Raw genomic sequence first — 21,641 nt, forward strand, 5'->3', positions numbered from 1 at the left:
CATAGATCATAGTATTGACGTTCGCGGTGGTTTGCGCCAACCCGGTGCGTGTCGTGCACAGGGGAAAATCATGCGTAAATCTCGGAAAACGATCATCACATGCGCCGTCACGGGCTCGATCCACACGCCGTCGATGTCGCCCTACCTGCCGATCACACCGGACGAGATCGCCGAACAATCTATCGCGGCGGTGGAAGCGGGTGCAGCGATCGTTCACCTGCACGCGCGCGATCCGGCTGATGGCCGCCCGACCCCCGATCCGGAGGTGTTCGCGGGCTTCCTGCCGCGGATCAAGCAGGCAACCGACGCCGTGCTCAATCTCACGACGGGCGGCGCGCCGGGGTTCACGATGGACGATCGTCTTGCCGCACCCGTACGTTTCCAGCCCGAGCTGACCTCGCTCAACATGGGCTCGATCAACTTCGGGGTGTTCGGGCTCGCGGAGCGCGAACAGCCGTGGAAGCACGAATGGGAAAAGCCGTTCCTGCAGGGTTCGCACGCCGCGCCGCAATCGAATACGTTCGCGCAGATCGAGCGTGTGATCCGGGAGCTCCACGAAGGCTGCGGCACGCGTTTCGAGTTCGAATGCTACGATGTCGGCCATCTCTATACGCTGGCGCACTATGCCGACAAAGGCCTGTTGAAGCCGCCGTACTTCGTACAATGCATCTTCGGTATTCTTGGTGGAATCGGCGCGGACATCGATCATCTCGCGCACATGCGGAATACGGCGGACCGTCTGTTCGGCGAAGATTATTATCTGTCCTGCTTCGCGGTCGGCCGCAACCAGATGCCTTTCGTCACAACATGCGCCGCGATGGGCGGCAACGTGCGCGTTGGTCTGGAAGACAGTCTCTACATCGGCAAGGGGCAACTCGCGACGAGCAACGCGCAGCAGGTCGCGAAGGTGCGGTCGATCCTGGAAGAGTTGGGTCTCGAGATCGCAACGCCCGCCGAAGCGCGCGAGATGCTCGCGCTCAAGGGTGGAGATCGCGTCGCATTCTGATCGGTGAAAAAGGGGAGGGCGGGATGTGATCCCGCCCTTTTCAGGTCTGGGACTCTATCGCGACGTTCCGGCCTGCGCTCGCATAGATTGCTTCGAGCACGGCGAGAGCCGTGATCCCTGCATCGGCGCCGGTTCCCGGCAGGGTGCCGCTGCGGAGTTCGGCCGCAAAGGCATCGATCTGCACCCGGAAGTGGTCGGGCGCCGGATCGCCATCGAGTGCGATCTGGCGCGTGCCTTCCGCATCGGTCAGGTAAAGTGCGTGCGCGTAGTGGAATATGCGAAGCGCGCCGTGCGTGCCATGGACATGGATGCTGCCCGGATGCGTCTGCCATGTGCCGCCCGGGTGATAGCCGTCCGCGTCCCAGCTAGCGCCCCAGCTGAATTGGCCTTCTGCCGGCAGCTGTGTCGGCCAGGTGCCATCTTCATAGAGCAAGTGCCCCGTCGCGCCGTTCGCGAGACCGAGAATTGCATATTCGGTTTCCAGAGCATTGCCCGAACGATTGCCGCGCCCGCTTGCCCATGAAACGGGGCTGTCCGCAAGCCAGGCGAATGCATCGATCAGGTGGACGCCGTGATCGACGAGGCCCATGCCGGTGCCGCCGATCCCGCCTTCGGGATAATGCCACGGCGGCAGCGCCGCGCGCGATGCTGGCCCGCGCCCGCCGATGAAATCCTCACGGAGCAGGATCACGTCCCCGATTGCGCCTTCCGCGATCAAGGCACGCGCCTGCTTCAGGGCGGGCAGGTGACGGTAGCTCGCGCCGTAACTGAGCGGGACACCGGCGGCATCGCACAGCCTCCGCATCTCCTCGGCGTCCGCGCGTGTCGTCGCCATTGGCTTTTCGACGAGGATCGCATGGCCCGCGGCGGCGACATCGGCAACGATCCGGAGGCGGCTTGCGGGCGGCGTCAGGATGCACACGATGTCGAGCGGTTCCGCCGCGAGCATGTCCCGGTGGTCGGTATAAGCGGCAGCACCGCACGTCGCCGCTGCTTCACCACCGCGTTTTGGATCGGCGTCGCACAGGGCGGTCACCTCGACGGCGTCGGAGCGCCGGTACGCCTCCAGATGGAGACGCCCGACACCACCGATGCCGACGAGGCCGACGCGGAGACGGTCCGTGTGGCCGCTCAGAAGTTCACCCTCGCCTCGATACCGATCGAGCGCGGCGTGTTGATGTAGACGCGGGCGCGGCCCGGCGTTTCGACCGCTGCCGCGACGTTGTCGGAAAGGCTGGCACGCTCGTCGGTCAGGTTCTTCACATAGGCCGCGATCTCGTAGTTGCCGAAGCGAACCCCGCCGCGCACGTTCACGATTTCGTAGCTCGGCCGGATGCGCGGAACGAGTGTACCGGTATCGGGATCGGTGTTGGCGTTGTTGCCGCTCGTGCTCTTTCCGATGTAGCGATAGTCGCCGTAAACGAACCCATCGATCGTCCCGCTGAGCGGGAAATCATAGGACGCCGCGAAGCTTGCCGTATACTTCGCGATTTCCGGAACCCGGTCGCCCTTCGCGCGGCGCGTGGTGAGCACGGTCTCGGTGAATTTCGCATCGGTGTAGCCGAATGCCGCCTCAAGGCTCAGCCCTTCGGCCGGGCGCAGCGTCGCCTCGATCTCGATGCCTTCGCTCTTCGCCTTGCCGGCATTTCCTCTGAAGCCGAAGCCGCACTGCAGGCGCACCAGTTGCTGAATGCTGCTCCAGTCGATGCGGAAGGCAGTGGCGTTCAGCGTCAGTTTGCGATCGAACGCACGCGACTTCACGCCGGCTTCGTAGCTCCACACGCTGTCCGACTTGAACGACTGGACGCTTTCGTTCGAGAGGCCGAGTTCGGCGAGTTCATCGAGGCAGCCGAACGAGGCGGGGATCAGTGCGTTGACACCGCCCGGCCGGAAGCCCTTGGCGGCGGTCGCGAAAATCTGGTTGTCGTCGGCGAACTTGTATTGAAGCGAGAACTTCGGCGTGACACCGCTCTCGCTGCTGCTCTTCTCCGGCACCACCGAAGGGCCGCCGTTGGCGAGTCCGTCCGCTGTTTTCGACGAGGTCGTACCGACATGGAAGGCGCGCAGACCTGCGATGGCGGAAAGTTGCGGCACGATCTCGTATGTGATCTCGGTATAGGCGGCCTTTTCGACCTGCTTCACCGGATTTTCGGTGACGTAGACGAGGTCGGTGCCCAGCGGGAAACCGTTCGCCGCTTCGAAGGCGGCGTCGAGGCCCGGAATGATGTTGGGCGGATAGGCGTACTTGCCCTTGTTGTGGGCGTAATAGAGGCCGGAGACGAATTCGAAAGGTCCGCCGAACGACGATGCGAAGCGGACCTCCTGGATGAAGTTGTCGCGGTTGTTGCGCACTTCCACCGAGGTTGGGATCGGGGGAACGCCGAAGGCGGCCGCGATGAAATCCGTCTGGTCGTCGATGTCGCGCGAGCGTCGATGGAAATATGAGCTTGCCGACGTGAACGTACCGAAGTCGCGCTGCAGCTTGATATCGAAGGATGCGAGCAGCCATTTGTCGCGTGACGCTTCGGGCACGTCGAATTGGCGGTGCTGGATCAGGGAGGTTGGTTCCAGAACCACCGGTCCCGAGCCCGGAAGCGTAAGGTCCGTGAACGGATAGCCGTTCATCCGCGTCTCCTGATAGAGCACGCGCGGTGTGAGGCTGAGATTTTCGGTGGGCTTGAACAGCATCGCGATCGAGGCGCCGTTCGTTCGGGTCCGCGCGACGTTGTCGATCGTCGTCGTCGCGCCTTCCGGGCCGAACTCGCGTTTCATGAAGCCCGCATCATTCTGGTGGATGCCGACCATGCGGACGGCGATCTTGTCCGCCACGAGCGGCAGGTTGATCATCGCGTCGAATTGGTAGCTCGGCCGGTCCGCACCATGCGTGTCCGCAATGCCGGCATGGACACGCCCCGACATCTCGCCCGCATCCGGCTGAGCAGTCACGAGCCGCACGGTGCCACCCATCGATCGCCCGCCATAAAGCGTACCCTGAGGCCCGCGCAGCACCTCGATGCGTGACACGTCGACGACGCGCGGATCGAGCGATTCGGGCACGGGCGTTTCATCGATGTAGAAGCCCGTTGTGTTGCGGTCGCCGATCCCGCGAATGGCGATCGTGCGGGAATTGGTCGTACCTTCCGCCGAGGTGCCGAAGGTGAGGTTGGGCACCGAGGTCGCGTAGTCCGCGAAGGTCGTGGCGGCCTGGCGCTGCAGGTTTTCCGCTGTCATCACATGGATGCTCATGGGGACATTCTGAAGCGTTTCGCTGCGCCGCGTCGCGGTCACGATGATTTCGTCGGCGGCAACGGTTTCGGCGGCGCGCGCGCCGACAGGCGCGATCGCCTGCGAGACCGGAAGCAGGCTTGCGGCTCCCATCAGCAGGCGGCTCACGATCCGTGTGTATCCCTGATTTCCCATTCTACCCCCCTTGTTGGCGTCGTGCGCTGGATTGCATAATACTGATCTTTGATCAAAGATAAAGATGCAACCGATTCGTGAAGCATGGCGAAACGGGACAAACAGGTTGCCGATCGGCACGCGCTGTTGGCGCTGGCGGGGTGATAGGCAATAGGGCTTTCAGGGGGGACTGCGGATGCAAGGGTGGGGGATAGCAGGGACGACTGCAGAGGCGCCCAGTGGCTGAGGTTCAGCGGCTTGCAGGCCGCATCGGTCGCTTTCAGCTTTTCGCCCTCGGCTTCGGCTCGATCATCGGGTCGGCGTGGGTGGTGATCCTGAACCGCTGGCTTGCCGAAGCCGGGCCTATCGGGGCCATACTCGGCTTCGTCGCGGGCGGCATCGCCGTTGTATGTATCGGTGCGTGCTATGCCGAACTCACGGCTCGCGTGCCGAAGACAGGCGGGGATTTCACGTTCGCGCTGGCGGCGTTCGGACCCAGACTTGCCTTTTTCGTCGGATGGTTCACGGCGCTCGGGTGGATTTCGGTCACAGTATTCGAAGGGCTTGCGGTCGCGTGGGTGGTCGAGCTGCTGCTGCCGGGTCTCGACGACGTCGTGCTCTACACGGTGTTCGATGCACCGGTGACGCGCAATCAGCTCCTGATCGGCACGGCGGGCGCACTCATGATGACGATCGTCAATTATCTGGGCGGTGCCGCGTCGGCACGGTTCCAGGGGCTGCTCACCTATGGCTTCCTCGCTGTCGCGCTGGTGCTCCTTCTCGCGATGGCGGGGACCGGCGACACGGCGCTCCTGCTGCCCGCTTTCCCCGAAATGCCGGGCGGGGCGCCGTGGTGGTACGGCAGCCTTGCGATCTTCGCGAGCTGCGCGTTTCTGCTCAATGGCTTCCAGACGATCGCTCAGGCGGTCGAGGAGCGCGCCAGCGGGATCTCACTTCGTACCATCGCGCGCGTGATGATCGCCTCGATCGTGGCGGCGGCGCTGTTCTACTGTCTCGCCGTAACGGCGGCGGCGATGATGAAGCCGTGGTCCGAACTCGCGGGTGCAGACCTCGCGATGGTCGAGGCGGTGCGCGGTCTGCCGATGGGCGACACGCTTGCGCGCATCCTGCTCCTGATCCTGCTCGCGTCGCTACTGAAGACCTGGAACGGCGTCTATTTCGCCGGAACACGGATTCTCTACGGGCTGGCCGGGCGGGGGTTCCTGCCGCGTGGGATGACCACCCTGCATCCGCGTTTCGGCTCACCCTACCGGATCATCCTTATCATCGGGGCGATCAACATGGCGGGGTTGCTGCTCGGGCGCGGCGCTGTGGGGCTGCTCGTCGATACCAGCGCAACGAGCATCGTGATCTGCTTCGTGCTGTGCTGCGCGGCAGTGTTCGTGCTCAGGCGGAAGCAGTTACAGACGCCCGAATTCATGGTGCCGGGCGGCCGCGTCGTGATTGGCTTCGCCTTCCTTGCGGCGCTCGGCATGGCGGCCTCCGCGCTCGTCACGCCGCTGCTGCGCAGTGCGTTTCCGGTCGAATATCTCATCCTTGGCGGATGGGCCGGTCTTGGTGCGTTGACGCTGGCGCTTCGGCGGAAAGCGTACGACGGCACAGGGCCCCGATCGCAAGAACCATGATGCCCGCCAGCAGGCCGATCCCCGCGTGCATCAGCCAGAATGCGGATGCATCCAGCCTGTCCAGCCAGCCCCCGATCCAGCCGGTCGTGCCGTTCGCCAGAAACAGGTGGAGGTAATAGAGGCCCATCATCGTCGAAACGATCGCGGGCGGGGAGACGCGCGCATAAAGCGCGAGTGAGACGGGATAAATATGTGCAAACGCCGTGCTCCCGAGCATGTGGAAAACCACGAGTGTCGCAAGGCCGACCTTCGCGCCTTCCGCATCCGCTATCCGGGATGCGCTTGCCAGTAGCACATAGGCCGCGACGGAAAACAGGCAGCCGATCGCGATCCGCGTGATTTCCGTGGGCGCGATACCGATTGCCGCCATCCGCCTCCAGAACCACATCACGCCGAGCAGGCAGGCAATCGATGCCAGCATGTCGATGGTGATCAGCCACGTCGTCGGCATACGCGTGCCGAACACGTCCAGCGACGCCGACGTATCCGACCAGATGAGATACGCGTTGAACATCTGCTGATTGCCGATTGCGGCGAGCGCGAGCACGGGAATCAGGGCGAGCAGAACGACGGTGGATTTCCATTCGCCGGCCGAGAGCGACCATCGTTCTGCTCGGCGCGCCCGCACCTTTGGTGCAGGGTCTGTCGGCAGATGGCGCTGCCCGGCGAGATACACGCCGAGGCCGATCGCCATCCCCACGCCTGCAGCCGCGAACCCGTATCGCCATCCGAGCGTCTCGCCGAGTGTCCCCGCAACGAGCGGCGCCGCGATGACACCGGCGTTCACGGCGAGCGTGTAGATCTGGTAGGCGTCGGCGCGGCGGGCATCGTCCGTGCCGTAGAGCGCATTGATCTGCGCGGCGAGGTTTCCCTTGAAGCAGCCGATCCCGAACACGAGCAGGAGCAGCGCCGGAAGGAACGCGGCTTCGCTCATCATCAGGAAATGCCCGGCGATCATCAGGACGCTGCCTGCAATCACCGTGGATGTGCGCCCGAGAAAACGATCGGCGAGAAAGCCGCCGAGGATCGGCGTCAGGTAGATGAAGCTGCCGTAGATGCCGAAGATTGCGGAGGCGAGCGCAGTCGTCTGCATCGGGCCGAACAACGCTTCGAGCCCGCTGCGCACGATCCTGAAGCCCGCCACGCTTTCGATGTGACCGGGCTGGAGCAGCGTATCGACGAGATACAGAACCAGCAGCGTCTGCATACCGTATTGGGCGAAGCGCTCCCACGCTTCGGTCACTGCGATATAGCCGAGCGCGCGCGGATGGCCGAAGAAACCGGCCGGGCCGCCGGAACGCGCCAGCTTCAACGTCTCACGGCTGCGGCTGGAAATATTTCGGCGGGCGGCCATGGAACTGGCGGAACGCACGGCTGAAGCTGGTCTGGTCTGCGTAGCCTACCTTTTCCGCCACGTCGGCAATTGATTCGCCGCTTTCCAGCAGCTCGCGTGCGTGCGACATGCGCCGATCCACGCAGTATTTGAGGACGGTGGTTCCGAAGCGGCTCCGGAACCCGCTCGTCAGCTTGCGGCGGTTGAGCCCGGCCATGCGGCTGAGCACGGAGAGGGTCGGCGGGTTCGCGAAATGCCGGTCCATGATGTCGCGCGCATCGTCGAGCCGTGTCTGGTCGCGCCGGGAGAGCGGAACGTCCTGCCGGTCGCTGATGCCGTCGTTGATGAAGGCGATGGCGAGGCAGAGAAGCTCTACGGTCTTTGCCTCCAGAAAGGCGCGGCGCAGCGGGCCTGTGAACCTGCAGGTCCGCACGGCGTGCGCCGCGTCCGACATCGCGGGCGTCAGCGGATGGTTCACCTGCGCGTGTCGCGCCTGCCAGCGGCGGAAGGCGTGGGCGGCCTGCTGCAGGTCTCCTTCCTCCTCCTCCAGAAGGCGTTCCGCCGCTTCCCAGCCGAAAAAGGGCGTAACCGTTCGCCAGGGCTCCGAGAGCAACATGCGGCTGCGCTTTTCGTGGCCCGTGGGTGCTGACGATACGGAAAAGCCCGGCCGATGCACGAGCAGTGCCTCGTCCGTTCCCGCGTCTTCAAACGAGCGGCCTTCGAACCGGAACTGGATGAAGCTCAGGTTCTCGAAAACGAAATCGTAATCGAACTCGCGGTCGTAGGTCACGTCGGAGGTCACGAGGCCGAGATCGCTCGAGAAGAACAGGATTTCCTGCTCTCCCTGCATCGGCATCCCTTCGGAATAGGCAAGCGCGATACGTTCGTCCGCGGCTTCGAACGGCACGAGGCCGGTTCCCCGGGTCTGCGCAACCGCATCGACGAGCGCACTTTTGCTGAAGCAGCGGAAATGCTCGGGGCAGTCGGCCTTCCGGTAGAACGGTCTTTCCCCGCCGGCCGGCATCACTGTCTGCTGCATGTTCGCGCCCCCTCGATCTCCGCGCTCCCGATGTTCGCGCCCCTGTGCCGGTGTGTTCGATCACCTGTTCTGATGCGAATACTATAATGCATGGCCGCGCATGGCGAGCCCTCCCGAAGCCTTGCGCGCGGAGTCGAAGGCTGCCGCGCCTCTCGTGTATATGACTGAAATTCCGATGATTTTTGTGTGTCTCAGACGGTGGGTTCCGCATTGTCAAAAAGTAGTAACGATAGGTCATTCCGGTTCGGCGGCGTGTCGATAGCCTTTCTGTGTGTCGGGCGGCGGGGGAAAAATCCGTGGCCCGTGTGGTGCAGGGGGAATGGACTTGGTTCAGATCGGACGGCGCGGTCTTCTGGCTTCGGCTGCTGCTGCGGGGCTTGTGACCCCGCGTATGGCGGCTGCCGCGCAGGGCTCCGGCGCGCGTGTTGCCGCAAGCGGTGGGGAGGCCGATATGTCTAGCGGCGCCTTCGGCAGAAAGACGCCGGCGCGCGGCCGGGGCGGCCTTGCGATCACCGGGCATCCCTGGGCCACGGAGGTTGCTGTGGGAATTCTGCGCGAAGGCGGCAACGCCTGCGATGCCCTGCTCGCGGCGGCGGCGGCGCAGACCGTGATCGAACCGCACCTCACCACGATCACCGGCTGCATGTCGATGATGTACCACGATGCCGCCACTGGCCGCACGCGCTACCTGAACGGCAACGTCAATGCTCCGCGTGCGCTGGCGCCCGTGCTGACGGAGGTGGATACTTCGACAGGTCGCATGGCCTGCGTGCCGGGGTTCTGGGCGGCGTTCGAGGCGGCGGCGTCCACGTTCGGAACGATGCCGGTGCCGCGGCTGCTGAAACCGGCGATCGGTTTCGCGCGAGACGGCATCGCCTGTCACCCTTCGCTCTGGGGGGAGGTCTACAGCCGTCAGGCCATGCTCGCGCGCACCGCTGAAGGGCGCTCGATCTTCATGCCGCGCCGGGCAATCCTCAATCCCGGCGAAAAGCTTGTTCAGCCTGGCGCTGCCGAAACGCTGCAGCGCCTAGGCGAAGAGGGAAGCCGGTGGTTTTACACGGGCGGCTTCGCGAAGGATTTCTGCGCCGCCGTAAATGCAGCGGGTGGCGCTCTCTCGCCCGAGGAGTTCGCCGCATATCAGGTGCGCTGGGAAGAGCCGGTCAGGGGGCAATACCGCGATCTCGAAATCCTTGGATCGGTGCCGCCGGATACTGGCGGGCTGCATCTTATCGAGCTGCTCAACATGGTCGAGCTGATGGACATTCGGAAGAATGGCCCGGCGAGCGAGTCTCCCGAAACGCTGAAGCGGATGATGCTCGCCGCGCGCGACGTGCTTGTCACAGGCATGACGTATCGCGATCCGCGTTCAACGCCGCTCGATGTCGAACGCATTGCTTCGAAGGCCTATGCGGCAGAACGTTACGCAAAAATTCTTAAGGGCGCTGCGCCCGCACCGGGCGCTGCGCCCCACGGCCCCGGAAGCTGTCACCTCACCGTTATCGACCGCGCGGGCAACATCGCGACCGCGCTGCATTCCACGCTGTCGCTGCCCTGGGCGAACGGATTGTTCGTGCACGGCGTCAGCATCTGCGGTCCCGGCAATCATTTTCTGAACACGATGCCGAAGCCGGGAGACCGCGTCACCGTGCTCATCTGCCCGAGCATGTTGTTCCGCGGCGGGCGGCCCTTTCTCGCGGGCGGATCGCCGAGCACGAGCCTCGTCTGCAACCTCGTCCAGAACATCACGAATATCGTCGATTTCGGTATGCCGCTTGCGGAGAGTGTCGAGCGTCCCTCGTTCGGCGGACTTGTCGATGGTCAGTATCGCATGACGGTCGAGACCGATCTCGGCGATCGCCTGATCGGCGCGGCCGAAGCAGCCGGAATTCTTGTCGAGCGCGTCAATCCGTGGAGTTCGCGGCACGGCGCGTTCGAAGCCATTCACGTCTCGGAGGACGGAGAAGCGTTTGCCTGCGGTGATCCGAGGCGAACCTCGGTTGCGCTTGCGGCGTGAGCCAAATTCAACTTGAACCAAAAAAGGGGGAAACCATGATCCACAACAGAAAATTCCGGCACGGGCTTCTCGCCGGTGCATTGCCTGCGATTGCCATTGCGGCATTCTGCAGCCCGGCTCTGGCGGCGGAGAACGAGGCAGCCGTCGCGCTTCCCGAAATCATCGTCACGGCGCGCAAGCAGCAGGAATCTCTGCAGAATGTGCCGATCTCCGTGACGGCCTTCGATTCCGCATCGATCGAACTGCACAATTTCAACAATGTGCAGGACATGTCCTACAGCATTCCCAACCTCAACTTCAGCCGTCTGACGACGCTCAGCACCTCGATCAGCATTCGCGGCATCAACTCGGCCGACAATGCCCCCGGTTTCGAAACGGGCGTCGCGGTCATTCTCGATGATGTCTACATCGGCCGCGCGGCCGGATTCACGACGAACCTTATCGATATCGAACGCGTCGAGGTGCTGCGTGGACCGCAGGGCACGCTGCAGGGCCGCAACGTCACGGCGGGCTCGATCAATATCGTCACCGAGCGCCCCTCCGACGATTTCAAGGTCAAGGGCAAGATCAGCTACGGCAACTACGATGAGCTGACCGCGATGGGTGTCGTCAGCGGTCCGATCGTGCCGGGCAAGCTGGCCGGCAAGATCGGCATCGCCCGCATCAAGAACGACGGCTACGGTCGCAACGCCTCGCTCGACAAGCCGCTCGACAGCACGGACGCATGGTCGTTTCGCGGCCAGCTCGCGTTCACGCCGACGGACGACCTCACCATCCTGCTGACGGGCGACTACGATGACTACGACAACCACGATTCTCACGGCTATTTCGGCCCGCCGGATATCGTGAAACTGACCCCGGACATCACGGACCGCGAGGCGAACGGCGACGTCTGGAACAATGGCTTCCGCAAGGTCGGCGGCGGGGCGCTCAACATCTACTACACATTCCCGAACGAGATGACGCTCGCCTCGATCACCAGCGCGCGCGCCTATGATGTCTCGGCGATCCAGGAGGCCGATCCGGACCTCAACTGGGGACCGTCTGGCGCAGGAACCTTCGTGGCAACGGCACGCAACGACCAGAAGCAGAACCAGTTCTCTCAGGAAATTCGCCTTGCGTCGCCCTCGGGCGGCAATTTCACCTGGCTCACCGGTCTCTATTATTACCGGGACACACTGAAGAACTATCAGAACTTTCTGTTCGGCGTGAACACCGGAACCGTCATCGCCGGTGCGAGCACCATCGACGATTCCCGATCGACGACGAAGAGCTATGCGGCCTTCGGTTCGGCGACCAATCGGTTCAGCGATCGCTTCAGCGTAACGGGCGGACTTCGCTATACGATCAACAAGCGCGGCATCCGTGTTCTGGAGGCGCTCGGCATCGATGGCACCGATCCCGATTTCGGCGACTATGTCGATATGCTGACGGCGGACGATCCGGCGCCGACGGAATTCGGTGCGCTGGTCGAGCTCGGCACGACGCGCAACAAGGTCACAGACAAAGCGCTGACAGGCGACCTGACCTTCACGGTCGATTGGACCGATGATGTCTCGACGTTCGCGAAATACGCGCACGGCTTCAAGGGCGGCGGTTTCAACGCCAGCTTCAATTCCGGCTTTTCGGGCGGAAGCGTGAAGCCCGAGTATATCGACTCCTTTGAACTCGGCCTCCGGAGCATGTTGTTCGATCGCAAGCTGCGCTTCAATCTCACCAACTTCTACATGAAGGTGAAGGACCAGCAGACGCTGATCTACGACTCCACGGCATTCCGCTATGTCACTGCAAATGAACCGGGTGTCCGCACCTATGGTTTCGAGCTTGATGCCGCAGCGGTGCTGACGCCCGAACTCACCTGGTCGCTCGGCGTCGGCTACATCAATTCGGAAATCACCGGCGGCGCGAACAAGGGGCTGCGCCCGGCCTACAGCTCGCCGTGGAGCATCAACACGAGTCTGTCCTTCGATCAGCCGGTCACCGAAACGCTGAACCTATTCGCCTTCGGCGAAGCGAGCTGGCGGGATGGCTATGCGCTGCTCGCCGGATCACCGAATGCCTCGCGGCAGAGCGCATACTGGTGGCTTGGCGGCAAGGTGGGCGTGAAGGCTGCCGACGGCAGCTGGTCGCTCAGCCTTTATGGAAGAAACCTCACCAACGAGACCGTCGCCTCCTACGCAACGAACGTGCCCGGCCTCTTCACGGTCGCGTTCCTGCAGCCGCCGCGCACCTACGGTGTCGAGCTGTCGTTCAACTTCTAGTCGCACCCGCGCTCCGGCGGTGCCGTCGCATCGCCGGAGCGTTGTGGTTCTTTCAAGGCCCGGTTCATGTCTCATCGCGTTCCCTTTGCGTCGGAAGGTCTTTCCGCCGATACCGTCAGCCAGCGGCTTCGGGATTTCGCGCGGCAGGATGCCGATGTCGTGCGGGACATCGGGTTCGCCCGGCGCTTCTTCGCGGCGCCGGACGTCTCGGCGATCGCCGCGGAGGCGTATGGCCTGTTCGCCCATGCCGGCCGCGTCTCATCCTATCCCGGCCTGCCGCAACCGCCGGGCATCCGGCAGATGCAGGGCGAGCTTCAGCAATGGGCGCTCGAACTTCTCGGGGCGCCGGAGGGCACCACGGCGAGGCTCACCTCGGGCGGCACCGAAAGCGTGATCCTCGCCCTCCGCGCCTGCCTGCAAAGCACGGACCCCGCCGATGGCGTGCCCGAGATCGTGACGGCGTGGTCCGCGCATCCGTGCATCGACAAGGCCGCGGCGCTGCTTGGTGCCCGGCTGATCCGGGTGCCCGTGGGACCGGATCACCGCTCCGATCTCGCGGCCATGGCCGCCGCGATCACGCCGCAGACACGAATGCTGTATATCTCGTTTCCATCCTACGCTTATGGTTTGGAAGATGATGTCGTTGCCTTCGGCGCGCTCGCGCGGGAACGTGGTTTGTGGCTTCACGTCGATGCCTGCATGTCGGGTTTTCTCGCGCCGTTCCAGCGCATGAACGGGGAGGCGATTCCACCCTGCGGCTTGAACGTGCCCGGCGTCTCGTCGATGTCCGCGGATTTCCACAAGCACGGCTATGCCGCAAAGGGTGCGTCGGTGCTTCTGCTTGCGGATGAGCCAGCACAAGCGATCGATTTCGTCTATTCCGATCACCCGCTGCCGACGATGGCGACCGAAACGCTTGCCGGAACCGCGCCGGGCGCACCGTTCGCGTCGGCATGGGCGGTGATGCGCTATCTGGGCGTCGACGGGTATCGCAGGCTCGCGCACGATCTTTCCGCCGCACGGCACGCCTTCGTAGAGGCGGTGAACGCGGTGCCGGGCTTCACGGTGCTGGGTGATCCGCTGTTCAGTCTCGTCGTGGTCACCTCGCCGTGTCATGACATGAAGCTCGTGCATCGGCGCATGGCCCGGCGCGGCTGGTTCACGCTCGCCGTGCGGGAACCGCCGGGGCTGCATCTCGGCATCGGCGCCGGTGACGGCCCGCTTGCCGGGCGGTTTGCCGCCGATCTGCGGGCGGTGGGAGAAGAACTGTGAGTGAAGATGCGATCCGCAGTGTGGTCGAGGCCTATTACCACGCGATGGTCGGGGGTGACGAAGCGGCGCTGAGGCAGGTCTTCGATCCCGAAGCACGCTTTCAGGGCTGGCGCGACGGCAGCGAGGTTCGCCGCGATCTCGATGCGTTCGCCGCGATGCTGCAAACGCCCTACGATGGCGAGGCGCACACGGAATGGCGGATCGATCTCGTCGATCGCACCGGGCCGGTCGCGATCGTCCGCGTCGTCGACTGGTTCCGCGGGCGGTACTACACCGATTATCTGACGCTCGCGCAGCGGAATGGCGCATGGATCATCGTCAACAAATGTTTCTATGCCCATCATGCGGATGCAAAAGGCATCGACGATCTGGGGGGCGACGCATGATACGTGGGTTTCTGCTTGCCTTCCTGCTGCTCGCCCCGGTTCCTGTCGCGGCATCGGACATCACGCGCAGCACGCTCGCCGCGGCGGCCACGACGTTCGACATAGCGTCGCGCGATACGGGCGCAGATCACCGCATCCATGTGTTCGTCCCGTCCGAAACGCGCCCGGGTGCGCGCCTCCCTGTTGTCTATCTTCTCGATGCCGACGGGCATTTTCCGCTGTTCACCGAAATCGTCCGGGTGCTGATCGATGCGGGGGACATACCGCCGGTTGCGGTTGTCGGGATCGGCTATCCCGTGCAGAGCATGGCCGACACGATCACGCTGCGCCTGCGCGACTACACGCCCGTCGGCGATGCGCCGCACGCCGCGCTCCTTCGCAAGATCGTGGGCGAGCGGCCGGAGATCAGGGAAGGCGGGGCCGATGCCTTCCTGCGCTTCATCGAGACCGATCTGAAGCCGCGCATCGCGCAGCACTATCCCGTGGACAATGCGAACGCCGCGCTCGTCGGCCATTCGCTTGGCGGGCTTTTCGGCCTTCACGTCCTGCTCTCGCGCCCGGAAAGCTTCCGCTATTACGGCCTCTCCAGCCCGCCGATCCTGTGGGCGGACGGCAACCTCCTCGCACGCGAGGCGGATTGGGCAAGGCGCCACCACGATCTTCGGGCGACGCTCTTTCTCGGCGTCGGCGACAGGGAGCGCACGCTTGCCCACGTGCTCGCGCTCCCGCCCGAACTCAAGGCCGAGGAAACCGAGATCGTCGCGCGCCTCGGCAATCCCGATCCGGTGGCGCAGCTTGCCGATTTCGAAACCCGGCTGCGCGGCCGCGCCTATCCGGGCTTGCGTTATCCCGGCCTCAAGGTCTTCGACGGCGAAAGCCATGGCGGCGTCGTGGTGCCTGCGTTCAATGCCGAACTCCTGATGTTCTTCGGAAAATCCCAATGACCGCGTGAAGTGCGGGTGCTGGCCTCATTGGAGCGGATTACTGGTTCCGTGCCCGCGCGGGGCTGTGTATAGCGCTTCGCGATATTGGGCAGGAGTTGAAGGTCATGGTGAAACCGGCGGCCGAAGTGATGCGGGAGGCCATCGTCGCAGCGGTGATTGATGGCGTCTCCGCGCTGCGCACGGCGTCCGGCGGCGTGCCCAACAATCTGCTTCGCGACCTCAGCGCCATTCATCCGAACACGACCTTCGATGATCTGCCGCAGGCGCTGCAGGCGTCGATTCTTGCGAGCGTACGCGGTGCGTTCACGCGCCTCCAGAAGGAGGGCTACACCGTGCTGAACCCGGATCTCGCGCCGCCGCCCCGCCGTCCGCAGCCGACCCAGCCGACCGGCCCGCGCGGCGCACCGCGACCGAACCCGTCGCGTCCGGGACAGCCACGCCGCCCGAGGCCGCCCGGCAAGCCCGCGCGCTAGGACCGCAAGACCATCGCGAGCCATTCGGCGACGAGCGCGGGTTTCTCCTCGCCCTCGATCTCGACCTCCACGTCGATCGTGAACAGGAACTTGCCCTCGCCGCGATCCTGGAAGTCGCGCAGGCTCATGTGCGCGCGGATGCGCTTTCCCACTGGCACCGGCGTAATCAGTCGCATGTGGTTGAAGCCGTAGTTCAGCGCATACCAGGCGCCGCCCTCGCTCTCGCCGAACGCATCGATGAAGCCGATGTCGTGCGACATCGTGATCAGCATCGATGTGGTCCAGAAGCCCGCCGCCACGGTCCCGCCGAACGGCGTGTTCGCCTTCGACCATTCGGGATCGAGATGCATAGGGTCGTTGTCGAGCGTGGACGCGGAAAACTGCGTGACCAGCGCCTGCTCCACGTCGAACCAGCGCGAGGTGCCGAGCGGTTTTCCGATTTTCGATTTCATGTCCGTTCCCATTACGGCAGGTTCCATCCGATAAGATTGAGCGAGGCGAGGAAGGCTAGAATGCCCGTCGCAGCGATGGCGATGAGGCTGAAATGCACGCGGCGGAAAACGGCGCGGCGGCCTTCGCCCCACCAGCCGCGCAGCCATGCCGTGATCGCAGCAGCGATCGTCAGCGCGGCGACGAGCGCGCCGAGATTGCCCACGATCGCAAGGCCGATGAAACGCCCCCGCTGCGCTTCGAGCACATGGTACATGATGCCGTCGTCCGCCGCGTAGAAGCCGAGCAGCACGAGCGGCAGGGCGATCACCGTGCCGAGCTGCAGCAGCGGCAGCCAGCGGGAGAGCCGCTCGGCACGCGCGCTTCCCGGCCAGAACAGGCAGAGGATGCCCGTGAAAGCGATGAGCAGCAGCACGGGCAGCATCATTCCGGCGACGCGCGGGTTCCACGTGTCGCTGCACCGTTCCCAGGCGTCCACCGACAGCAGCGGCGCTATGCCGGTCGCCGTGTCGTTGCTCGTGGTGAAGGCAAACAGCGCGGACGTGTTCGGATCGCCGAGTGCCTTCGGTGCTGCGTCCGGATTGAAGAACACGCCGGGCGCCATCTGCCGATAACCGCGCACGCCGCGAATGGTGAGCGTGCCGTCCGCGCCTGCTGCTGCCGTGATCACCGCATAGCCCGCGCCGAGAAAATCGAACGCGGCCTCGACCGTGCTGTAGGAGCGGCGTTGGCGGCAATAGGTTCCGGCGAAATCGCTCGCCGGTCGCGTTACCGGCGCTTCTGCGGGACGGTAGGCGCCAAGGAAACGCGTCAGCGCCGCCTCGCGCACGAAGGCGGAGTTCAGCACCGGCTCGACCGGATTCGCCGGGTCCGCCGCAAGCCGTGTCTTGCCGACGAGCGAGCGGAGCTGTTCGGTGAGGTCGACAACGGGCCCTTCGCCGACGATCGAGGCGAACACACCGATGCCACGCTCGGGCACCAGCACCATCACGGTCTGAAAGCCCGGCCAGCCGCCGCCGTGCTCCACGACATGCGCGCCGTTCCAATTGCCTTCGATGAACACCATGCCGAAGCCAGTCGTCGCCGGGTGGTTTGCGACGTGCCGCGTCTGCATCCGCCGGAAACCCTCCGCCGACAGGATCGAGGGCTTGCCGTTTGCGCCTTCGATCTGCGCGATCATGAAGCGCGCCATGTCGAGCCCCGTGGTGCTGACGCCGCCCGCAGGCGCGATGAACGGGTTCATCGGTACATAACCGATCGCTTGCCGCTCGCCGTTCGGGAACGTGGCATAGGGGCGAGCGTGTGCAGGCGAGGGGGAGAGCGCGAGGTTCAGATAAGAGCGCTCCATGCCGAGCGGCGCGAAGATGTGCTCCTTGAAATAGCGGTCGATCGGCTGGCCGGAGATGTCCTCGACGATGAGGCCGAGCACGGCCGTGCCGAAGTTCGAATAGACGGACCACGTGCCCGGTTCGCGCACCAGCTTCGGCATCGCGCGGGCGATCACGTCCGCGCTCACGGGATGTGCGATGGCCCGGTCCGTACCCAGCCCGAACGCCTTGTCCTCGAAGCCGGCGCGGTGCGTCAGCAGGTGCCAGATGGTGACCGGGCGGCCTTTCCAGTCGGGAAGCTGCACGCGCCTCAGGTAACGGTTGGCGGGGTCGTCCAGCGAGCGGATCAGGCCCTTTTCGTGAAGCTGGGCGATGGCGGTCGCGGTGATCACCTTGGTCGTGGAGCCGATGCGGACCTCGGTCGCCGCAGGGTCCATCGCGCGACCGGTCGCCTGGTCGGCAAGGCCGTATCCCTTGGCGAACGTCACCGCGCCGTTCTCCACGACGACGATCTCGGCGCCCGTGAAGCGGTGCGTTTTCAGCGCGGGCTGGAACAGCGCGTCGGCCCAAGCTTCAACAGGTTGTGCCGGCGCCGCGACAGCGGGTGTGGCCAAAAGCGCGGCAAGACAGGCGAGCCATTTCAGAATGCGCATCGGCATGGATCCCCACCATGAAGTTTCGATGAATTAATATTCAATGAGTAAATATTCATCGCATCCACCCTGTCAATCGAAATCGCGGCCCGTCCGAGTGCGTGAGGAAATTCATTGAACTCATGTTCAACCCTGTCTAGCTGATCGCTGGATATCCGGGGAGACAGCCATGGACGGGCCAAAAAAAGCGCCGGGGCGCAAGGCCGCGCTAAGCCGCAAGGAGCAGGCGCTCGAAACGCGCGCGCGCCTGAAGGAAGCGACGATCCGCGTACTGGGCCGCATCGGCTACCGGCAGATGCGCATCGCCGATGTCACGCGCGAGGCGGGTGTCGCGGTCGGGCTGTTCTATCATTATTTCCCCGATCTGAAGGCCGTGACGAGCGAGGTGCTGTCCGACTACATGGCCGAGATGACGGCGAAGGCGCGCAAGGTCACCCCGAGCGACGACCTCTTCGAAACGCTGCGCGAGCAATACAAGATTCTGATAGGACATTTCGAGGAGCAGCCGGGGCTCATGCGCTGCATGTTGCAGGCCTCCGAAGAGATTCCCGAGTTCGGTGAAATCTGGAAGGCCTCGAACCGTCAATGGACGCACAGTTTCGCGCGGCGCCTGTCCGAAGCGCTCGGCCCAGAGAAGCTCGATCGCAAGACGAGCCTGCTCATGGCCTATTGCCTCGGCTCGATGTCGGACGGTGTCGTGCACGAATATTATGTTCAGCAGAATCCTGATCTCGTGGGCTGCGTCGACTCGCGCGACCAACTCGCCGAGGCGCTGGCGACGCTCACCTACCGCGCAGTTTTCCTCGCCAACCCGCCGCGCGAAAAATTGGGCGCGGCGGCTGCTATCGCCGTCGCGCCCATTGCGAGTCGCTAGTGAGGGGCCCGCGACCAACGCGGTCGCGGGGTACTGAGAACGTTTACTAGAACCGCTTGCTCGCGCTGATACCGAACGTGCGCGGGCGATTGACGTTGATGCGCTGGTCGCCGAGCGTCGTGTCGACAAAGAGTTCGGCGCGCTTGTCGAAGAGGTTGTTCACGAACAGGCTGATGTCGAGGTCGCCGGTCTCGACGCCGATCTTCGCGTTCGCCAGCTCGTAGCTGTGCTGAAGATCGGGCGCGGGAACGTCGCTCGGGAAGCCGTTATAGCTGCCGCCGACATGCTGGATGTTCGCCTGCATGTAGCCCGAAAGCGCGTCCGACAGCGGGAAGCTGTACCGGCCGAAGATGTCGTAGCTCCACTTCGGCACCGCCGGAATCCGGTCGCCCTTGAGGCCCGCGCCGCTCGCGCTGTTCGCGGCGAGATAGGCGTCGGTGTAAGCGAGCGTCGCCCCGAGTTCGAGGCCGCCGACGGGCCGTAGCGAAAGCTCTACCTCCGCGCCCTTGCTCTTCGCCTTGTCGCCGTTCGTCACGTACGAGAAGCCGTCCGGGCGCGTCACCGTCACCTGGATATCGCTCCAGTCGATGTAGAACAGCGAGGCGTTGAACGTCGCCTTGCCGCCGAGGAAGTCGGACTTGAAGCCCACCTCGTAGTTCCACAGCGAATCCGAATCGAACGTCGGGGGTGCCGATACGCCGCCAAGCGGCGGGATGGTCGTGTTCGGGCCGCCGACGCGGAAGCCCTGCGCGGCCTGCGCGTAGACGAGGATATCGGGCGTCGCCTTGTACGAGATGTTGATCTTCGGGTTGATCTTGCTCTCGCTCGATCCGCCCGAATCCGACGAGAAACCGCCCGCGATGATGCCGTCGGAAACCTTGCTGAAGCGCTCCTTCACCTTGAAGGCACGCAGACCGCCGGTGATCTTCAGCGCCTCGGTCACGTTGACGCTGAGTTCGCCGAACGCGGCATACTGTTTCGTCACGTTGTTGATGTCGCTGTCGAGGAGCGGGGTCGTCGTCGGGATGCCGAACAGGCCGCCGTGCCACGCAAGCTGATAGAGCGAGTTCTTGCGACGCGAATAGTAGAGGCCCGCGATCCATTCGACCGTGCCGCCGCTCGGCGAAGCGAGGCGGATTTCCTGCACGAAGTTCTTGTCCGGCACGACGTTGTTGAGCCAGACCGGCACCGGCACGCCGAGGAAGGCGGTGACGTCGCGGTTGTCGTTGATCTTGCGATCGAGATAGCTCGTCGTCGAGACGAGATCTGCCCAGCCGAAATCATTGTGGAGCACGAGGCTGTAGACGGTGAGGTCGTCGCTGCGCAGTTCGGCGACGGCGCGGCGCTGGGAGAGGCCGGCGAGCGTCGGGTCGATCTCCTGCGTGCCGCCGAAGTCGGACCGCTGGAGGAGGATGCTCGCCGTCGCGTCGAACGTCTCGCTCGGCGCCATCTTCAGCGAGAAGCGGGCGCCCCAGGTCTCGGCATCGTTCACATTGCTCTTGCCGAGCTGTGCGTTGTCAACGAAGCCGCCTTCATTGCGGTAGTAGAAGACGGTGCGCATCGCGACCTTGTCGGTGGCGAGCGGTACGTTGATCATGCCGTTGAGCGCAACGCTCTCATCGCCGTGACGTGTGGTGGAGAGCGATCCGCTGACCGACGCCTCGATGCGGTCGAGCCTCGGCTTCGCCGTGATCATGCGGATGGTGCCGCCCATCGAGCCCGCACCGTAAAGCGTGCCCTGCGGGCCGCGCAGAACCTCGATGCGCTCGACATCGTAAAGGCGAAGGTCAGGCTCGTTGTTCGGGAAGCTGACCGGCGTCTCGTCGATGTAGATGCCGACCGGGGACTGGTGGTTCTGGTCGACGCCGGTGGAAACGCCGCGCAGGGTGATCTTGTTGCGGCCCGAGCCGCGATCCACGAACGACAGGCCGGGCACGCTGCGCGCGTAGTCGGTGAAACCGTCGAAGCCGCGCTTCTCGATCTGCTCCGCGGTGAGCGCCGAAATGCTGAGCGGCACATCCTGCAGCGCCTGCGCGCGCTTCTGCGCGGTCACCACGATCTCGTCGGTCGGCACGGCCTCTTCGGCCGACGCCGCATACGGCGCCATCAGCGCCAGCGCGCTGCTCGCCATCCACAAACGGGAAAATCCCTTCATGAGTACCCCCCTTTTTATAATATTGAATTAAAACTCATTGAGTTTGTATTCAACGAAAAGGAGCGTGTCAACGTCGCTTTCGTTCGTGTTCGGCGGCGCGCGTGGGCTATGGGGAGGGCATGGACTTTCACGATCTTCTGTTCCGCTACTTCGGCACCGCCGAGATCGAGGCGTTGAACGCCTCGGCGCTCACTGCCGGGCTTGACCGTATGCGTGTCGACTTCGGCCTCGAAACGAACGCCGGGCGGCGCTTCGCGCTCTGGGCGCTGATGTACATGCTGGGCGATGCGCCCGATCTCGAGGCGTTCGAGGATGCGGAGGAACGCGAAGCAGCGCGCCGCTTCATGGATCTGGCCGACAGCGCGGATTAGCCCGCTACCCGAACCGATGGGGGATCACCCATCGCGC

18 protein-coding genes are annotated in these 21,641 nt (G+C 64.2%); 11 read left to right on the forward strand and 7 right to left on the reverse strand.

The window, feature by feature from the left end; all coding sequences use genetic code 11:
• The first annotated feature begins 70 nt into the window (after window positions 1–70).
• A complete protein-coding gene (locus ACFQ00_RS10420; protein WP_381490019.1) occupies window positions 71–1,006 on the forward strand; it encodes a BKACE family enzyme in 936 nt (311 codons plus the stop codon).
• 40 nt (window positions 1,007–1,046) lie between these two features.
• Here the strand turns inward: ACFQ00_RS10420 and ACFQ00_RS10425 are convergent, their stop codons facing one another.
• Window positions 1,047–2,075: a Gfo/Idh/MocA family protein gene (locus tag ACFQ00_RS10425; protein ID WP_381490891.1), complete on the reverse strand. Its 1,029-nt coding sequence runs from the start codon at window positions 2,073–2,075 to the stop codon at window positions 1,047–1,049.
• Here ACFQ00_RS10425 and ACFQ00_RS10430 point away from each other — a divergent pair.
• Entirely contained in the window at window positions 1,962–2,189 is a 228-nt protein-coding gene (locus ACFQ00_RS10430) for a hypothetical protein (protein WP_381490022.1), read from the forward strand. The two genes, ACFQ00_RS10425 and ACFQ00_RS10430, sit on opposite strands and share 114 nt — an antisense overlap.
• On the opposite strand, the gene ACFQ00_RS10435 is transcribed toward ACFQ00_RS10430, so the two are convergent.
• Window positions 2,138–4,426, reverse strand: coding sequence for a TonB-dependent receptor (locus ACFQ00_RS10435; protein WP_381490025.1), 2,289 nt, complete (start codon window positions 4,424–4,426; stop codon window positions 2,138–2,140). The genes ACFQ00_RS10430 and ACFQ00_RS10435 overlap by 52 nt on opposite strands.
• 218 nt (window positions 4,427–4,644) lie before the next feature.
• Between ACFQ00_RS10435 and ACFQ00_RS10440 the strand changes: the two genes are divergently transcribed.
• A complete protein-coding gene (locus tag ACFQ00_RS10440) occupies window positions 4,645–6,051 on the forward strand; it encodes an APC family permease (RefSeq protein ID WP_381490028.1) in 1,407 nt (468 codons plus the stop codon).
• Here ACFQ00_RS10440 and ACFQ00_RS10445 read toward each other — a convergent pair.
• Window positions 5,957–7,363 (reverse strand): peptide MFS transporter, encoded by a 1,407-nt coding sequence (locus tag ACFQ00_RS10445; protein WP_381490031.1) that lies wholly within the window; start codon window positions 7,361–7,363, stop codon window positions 5,957–5,959. The genes ACFQ00_RS10440 and ACFQ00_RS10445 overlap by 95 nt on opposite strands.
• A gap of 4 nt (window positions 7,364–7,367) precedes the next feature.
• Entirely contained in the window at window positions 7,368–8,423 is a 1,056-nt protein-coding gene (locus ACFQ00_RS10450; protein ID WP_381490034.1) for a helix-turn-helix domain-containing protein, read from the reverse strand.
• 319 nt (window positions 8,424–8,742) lie between these two features.
• Here ACFQ00_RS10450 and ACFQ00_RS10455 point away from each other — a divergent pair, with 319 nt between their 5' ends.
• From ACFQ00_RS10455 to ACFQ00_RS10480, 6 genes are all read left to right on the forward strand, one after another.
• On the forward strand, window positions 8,743–10,437 hold the full coding sequence (locus ACFQ00_RS10455; RefSeq protein WP_381490036.1) for a gamma-glutamyltransferase: 1,695 nt from the start codon (window positions 8,743–8,745) through the stop codon (window positions 10,435–10,437).
• 35 nt (window positions 10,438–10,472) lie between these two features.
• The gene (locus ACFQ00_RS10460) at window positions 10,473–12,698 is read left to right on the forward strand and encodes a TonB-dependent receptor (RefSeq protein ID WP_381490039.1); all 2,226 of its coding nucleotides are present in this window, start codon (window positions 10,473–10,475) and stop codon (window positions 12,696–12,698) included.
• A 66-nt stretch (window positions 12,699–12,764) separates the two neighbouring features.
• Window positions 12,765–13,970, forward strand: a complete 1,206-nt coding sequence (locus ACFQ00_RS10465; RefSeq protein ID WP_381490043.1) for a pyridoxal phosphate-dependent decarboxylase family protein — start codon at window positions 12,765–12,767, stop codon at window positions 13,968–13,970.
• Window positions 13,967–14,356: a nuclear transport factor 2 family protein gene (locus ACFQ00_RS10470; protein ID WP_381490045.1), complete on the forward strand. Its 390-nt coding sequence runs from the start codon at window positions 13,967–13,969 to the stop codon at window positions 14,354–14,356. Before ACFQ00_RS10465 ends, ACFQ00_RS10470 begins: the two co-directional genes overlap by 4 nt.
• Window positions 14,353–15,300, forward strand: coding sequence for an alpha/beta hydrolase (locus ACFQ00_RS10475; protein WP_381490048.1), 948 nt, complete (start codon window positions 14,353–14,355; stop codon window positions 15,298–15,300). The genes ACFQ00_RS10470 and ACFQ00_RS10475 overlap by 4 nt, the downstream gene beginning before the upstream one ends.
• A 104-nt stretch (window positions 15,301–15,404) precedes the next feature.
• Complete coding sequence (locus ACFQ00_RS10480; protein ID WP_381490051.1) at window positions 15,405–15,773, forward strand: hypothetical protein; 369 nt, start codon at window positions 15,405–15,407, stop codon at window positions 15,771–15,773.
• On the opposite strand, the gene ACFQ00_RS10485 is transcribed toward ACFQ00_RS10480, so the two are convergent.
• Entirely contained in the window at window positions 15,770–16,225 is a 456-nt protein-coding gene (locus tag ACFQ00_RS10485) for a MaoC family dehydratase (RefSeq protein ID WP_374598268.1), read from the reverse strand. The genes ACFQ00_RS10480 and ACFQ00_RS10485 overlap by 4 nt on opposite strands.
• An 11-nt stretch (window positions 16,226–16,236) precedes the next feature.
• On the reverse strand, window positions 16,237–18,210 hold the full coding sequence (locus ACFQ00_RS10490) for a serine hydrolase domain-containing protein (RefSeq protein WP_381490055.1): 1,974 nt from the start codon (window positions 18,208–18,210) through the stop codon (window positions 16,237–16,239).
• 163 nt (window positions 18,211–18,373) lie between these two features.
• Between ACFQ00_RS10490 and ACFQ00_RS10495 the strand changes: the two genes are divergently transcribed.
• Window positions 18,374–19,078 carry a TetR/AcrR family transcriptional regulator gene (locus ACFQ00_RS10495; protein WP_381490058.1) on the forward strand — a complete coding sequence of 235 codons (705 nt, stop codon included), beginning with the start codon at window positions 18,374–18,376 and terminating at the stop codon, window positions 19,076–19,078.
• 46 nt (window positions 19,079–19,124) lie between these two features.
• Here ACFQ00_RS10495 and ACFQ00_RS10500 read toward each other — a convergent pair whose 3' ends face one another.
• The gene (locus ACFQ00_RS10500; protein WP_381490061.1) at window positions 19,125–21,233 is read right to left on the reverse strand and encodes a TonB-dependent receptor; all 2,109 of its coding nucleotides are present in this window, start codon (window positions 21,231–21,233) and stop codon (window positions 19,125–19,127) included.
• A gap of 119 nt (window positions 21,234–21,352) precedes the next feature.
• Between ACFQ00_RS10500 and ACFQ00_RS10505 the strand changes: the two genes are divergently transcribed.
• Window positions 21,353–21,604, forward strand: coding sequence for a hypothetical protein (locus ACFQ00_RS10505; RefSeq protein ID WP_381490064.1), 252 nt, complete (start codon window positions 21,353–21,355; stop codon window positions 21,602–21,604).
• The last annotated feature ends 37 nt before the right edge of the window (window positions 21,605–21,641 follow it).

Origin of the sequence: Sphingosinicella xenopeptidilytica (genome assembly GCF_042676985.1) — a bacterium.
GTDB classification, from domain to species: domain Bacteria; phylum Pseudomonadota; class Alphaproteobacteria; order Sphingomonadales; family Sphingomonadaceae; genus Sphingosinicella; species Sphingosinicella xenopeptidilytica.

Excerpts from the sequence above, each read along its gene's own strand:
- ACFQ00_RS10490 (WP_381490055.1), bottom strand. The coding sequence starts at position 18,210 with ATGCCGATGCGCATTCTGAAATGGCTCGCCTGTCTTGCCGCGCTTTTG.
- ACFQ00_RS10465 (WP_381490043.1), top strand. The coding sequence starts at position 12,765 with ATGTCTCATCGCGTTCCCTTTGCGTCGGAAGGTCTTTCCGCCGATACC.
- ACFQ00_RS10495 (WP_381490058.1), top strand. The coding sequence starts at position 18,374 with ATGGACGGGCCAAAAAAAGCGCCGGGGCGCAAGGCCGCGCTAAGCCGC.
- ACFQ00_RS10455 (WP_381490036.1), top strand. The coding sequence starts at position 8,743 with ATGGACTTGGTTCAGATCGGACGGCGCGGTCTTCTGGCTTCGGCTGCT.
- ACFQ00_RS10485 (WP_374598268.1), bottom strand. The coding sequence starts at position 16,225 with ATGAAATCGAAAATCGGAAAACCGCTCGGCACCTCGCGCTGGTTCGAC.
- ACFQ00_RS10420 (WP_381490019.1), top strand. The coding sequence starts at position 71 with ATGCGTAAATCTCGGAAAACGATCATCACATGCGCCGTCACGGGCTCG.
- ACFQ00_RS10460 (WP_381490039.1), top strand. The coding sequence starts at position 10,473 with ATGATCCACAACAGAAAATTCCGGCACGGGCTTCTCGCCGGTGCATTG.
- ACFQ00_RS10500 (WP_381490061.1), bottom strand. The coding sequence starts at position 21,233 with ATGAAGGGATTTTCCCGTTTGTGGATGGCGAGCAGCGCGCTGGCGCTG.
- ACFQ00_RS10435 (WP_381490025.1), bottom strand. The coding sequence starts at position 4,426 with ATGGGAAATCAGGGATACACACGGATCGTGAGCCGCCTGCTGATGGGA.
- ACFQ00_RS10505 (WP_381490064.1), top strand. The coding sequence starts at position 21,353 with ATGGACTTTCACGATCTTCTGTTCCGCTACTTCGGCACCGCCGAGATC.
- ACFQ00_RS10480 (WP_381490051.1), top strand. The coding sequence starts at position 15,405 with ATGGTGAAACCGGCGGCCGAAGTGATGCGGGAGGCCATCGTCGCAGCG.
- ACFQ00_RS10450 (WP_381490034.1), bottom strand. The coding sequence starts at position 8,423 with ATGCAGCAGACAGTGATGCCGGCCGGCGGGGAAAGACCGTTCTACCGG.
- ACFQ00_RS10475 (WP_381490048.1), top strand. The coding sequence starts at position 14,353 with ATGATACGTGGGTTTCTGCTTGCCTTCCTGCTGCTCGCCCCGGTTCCT.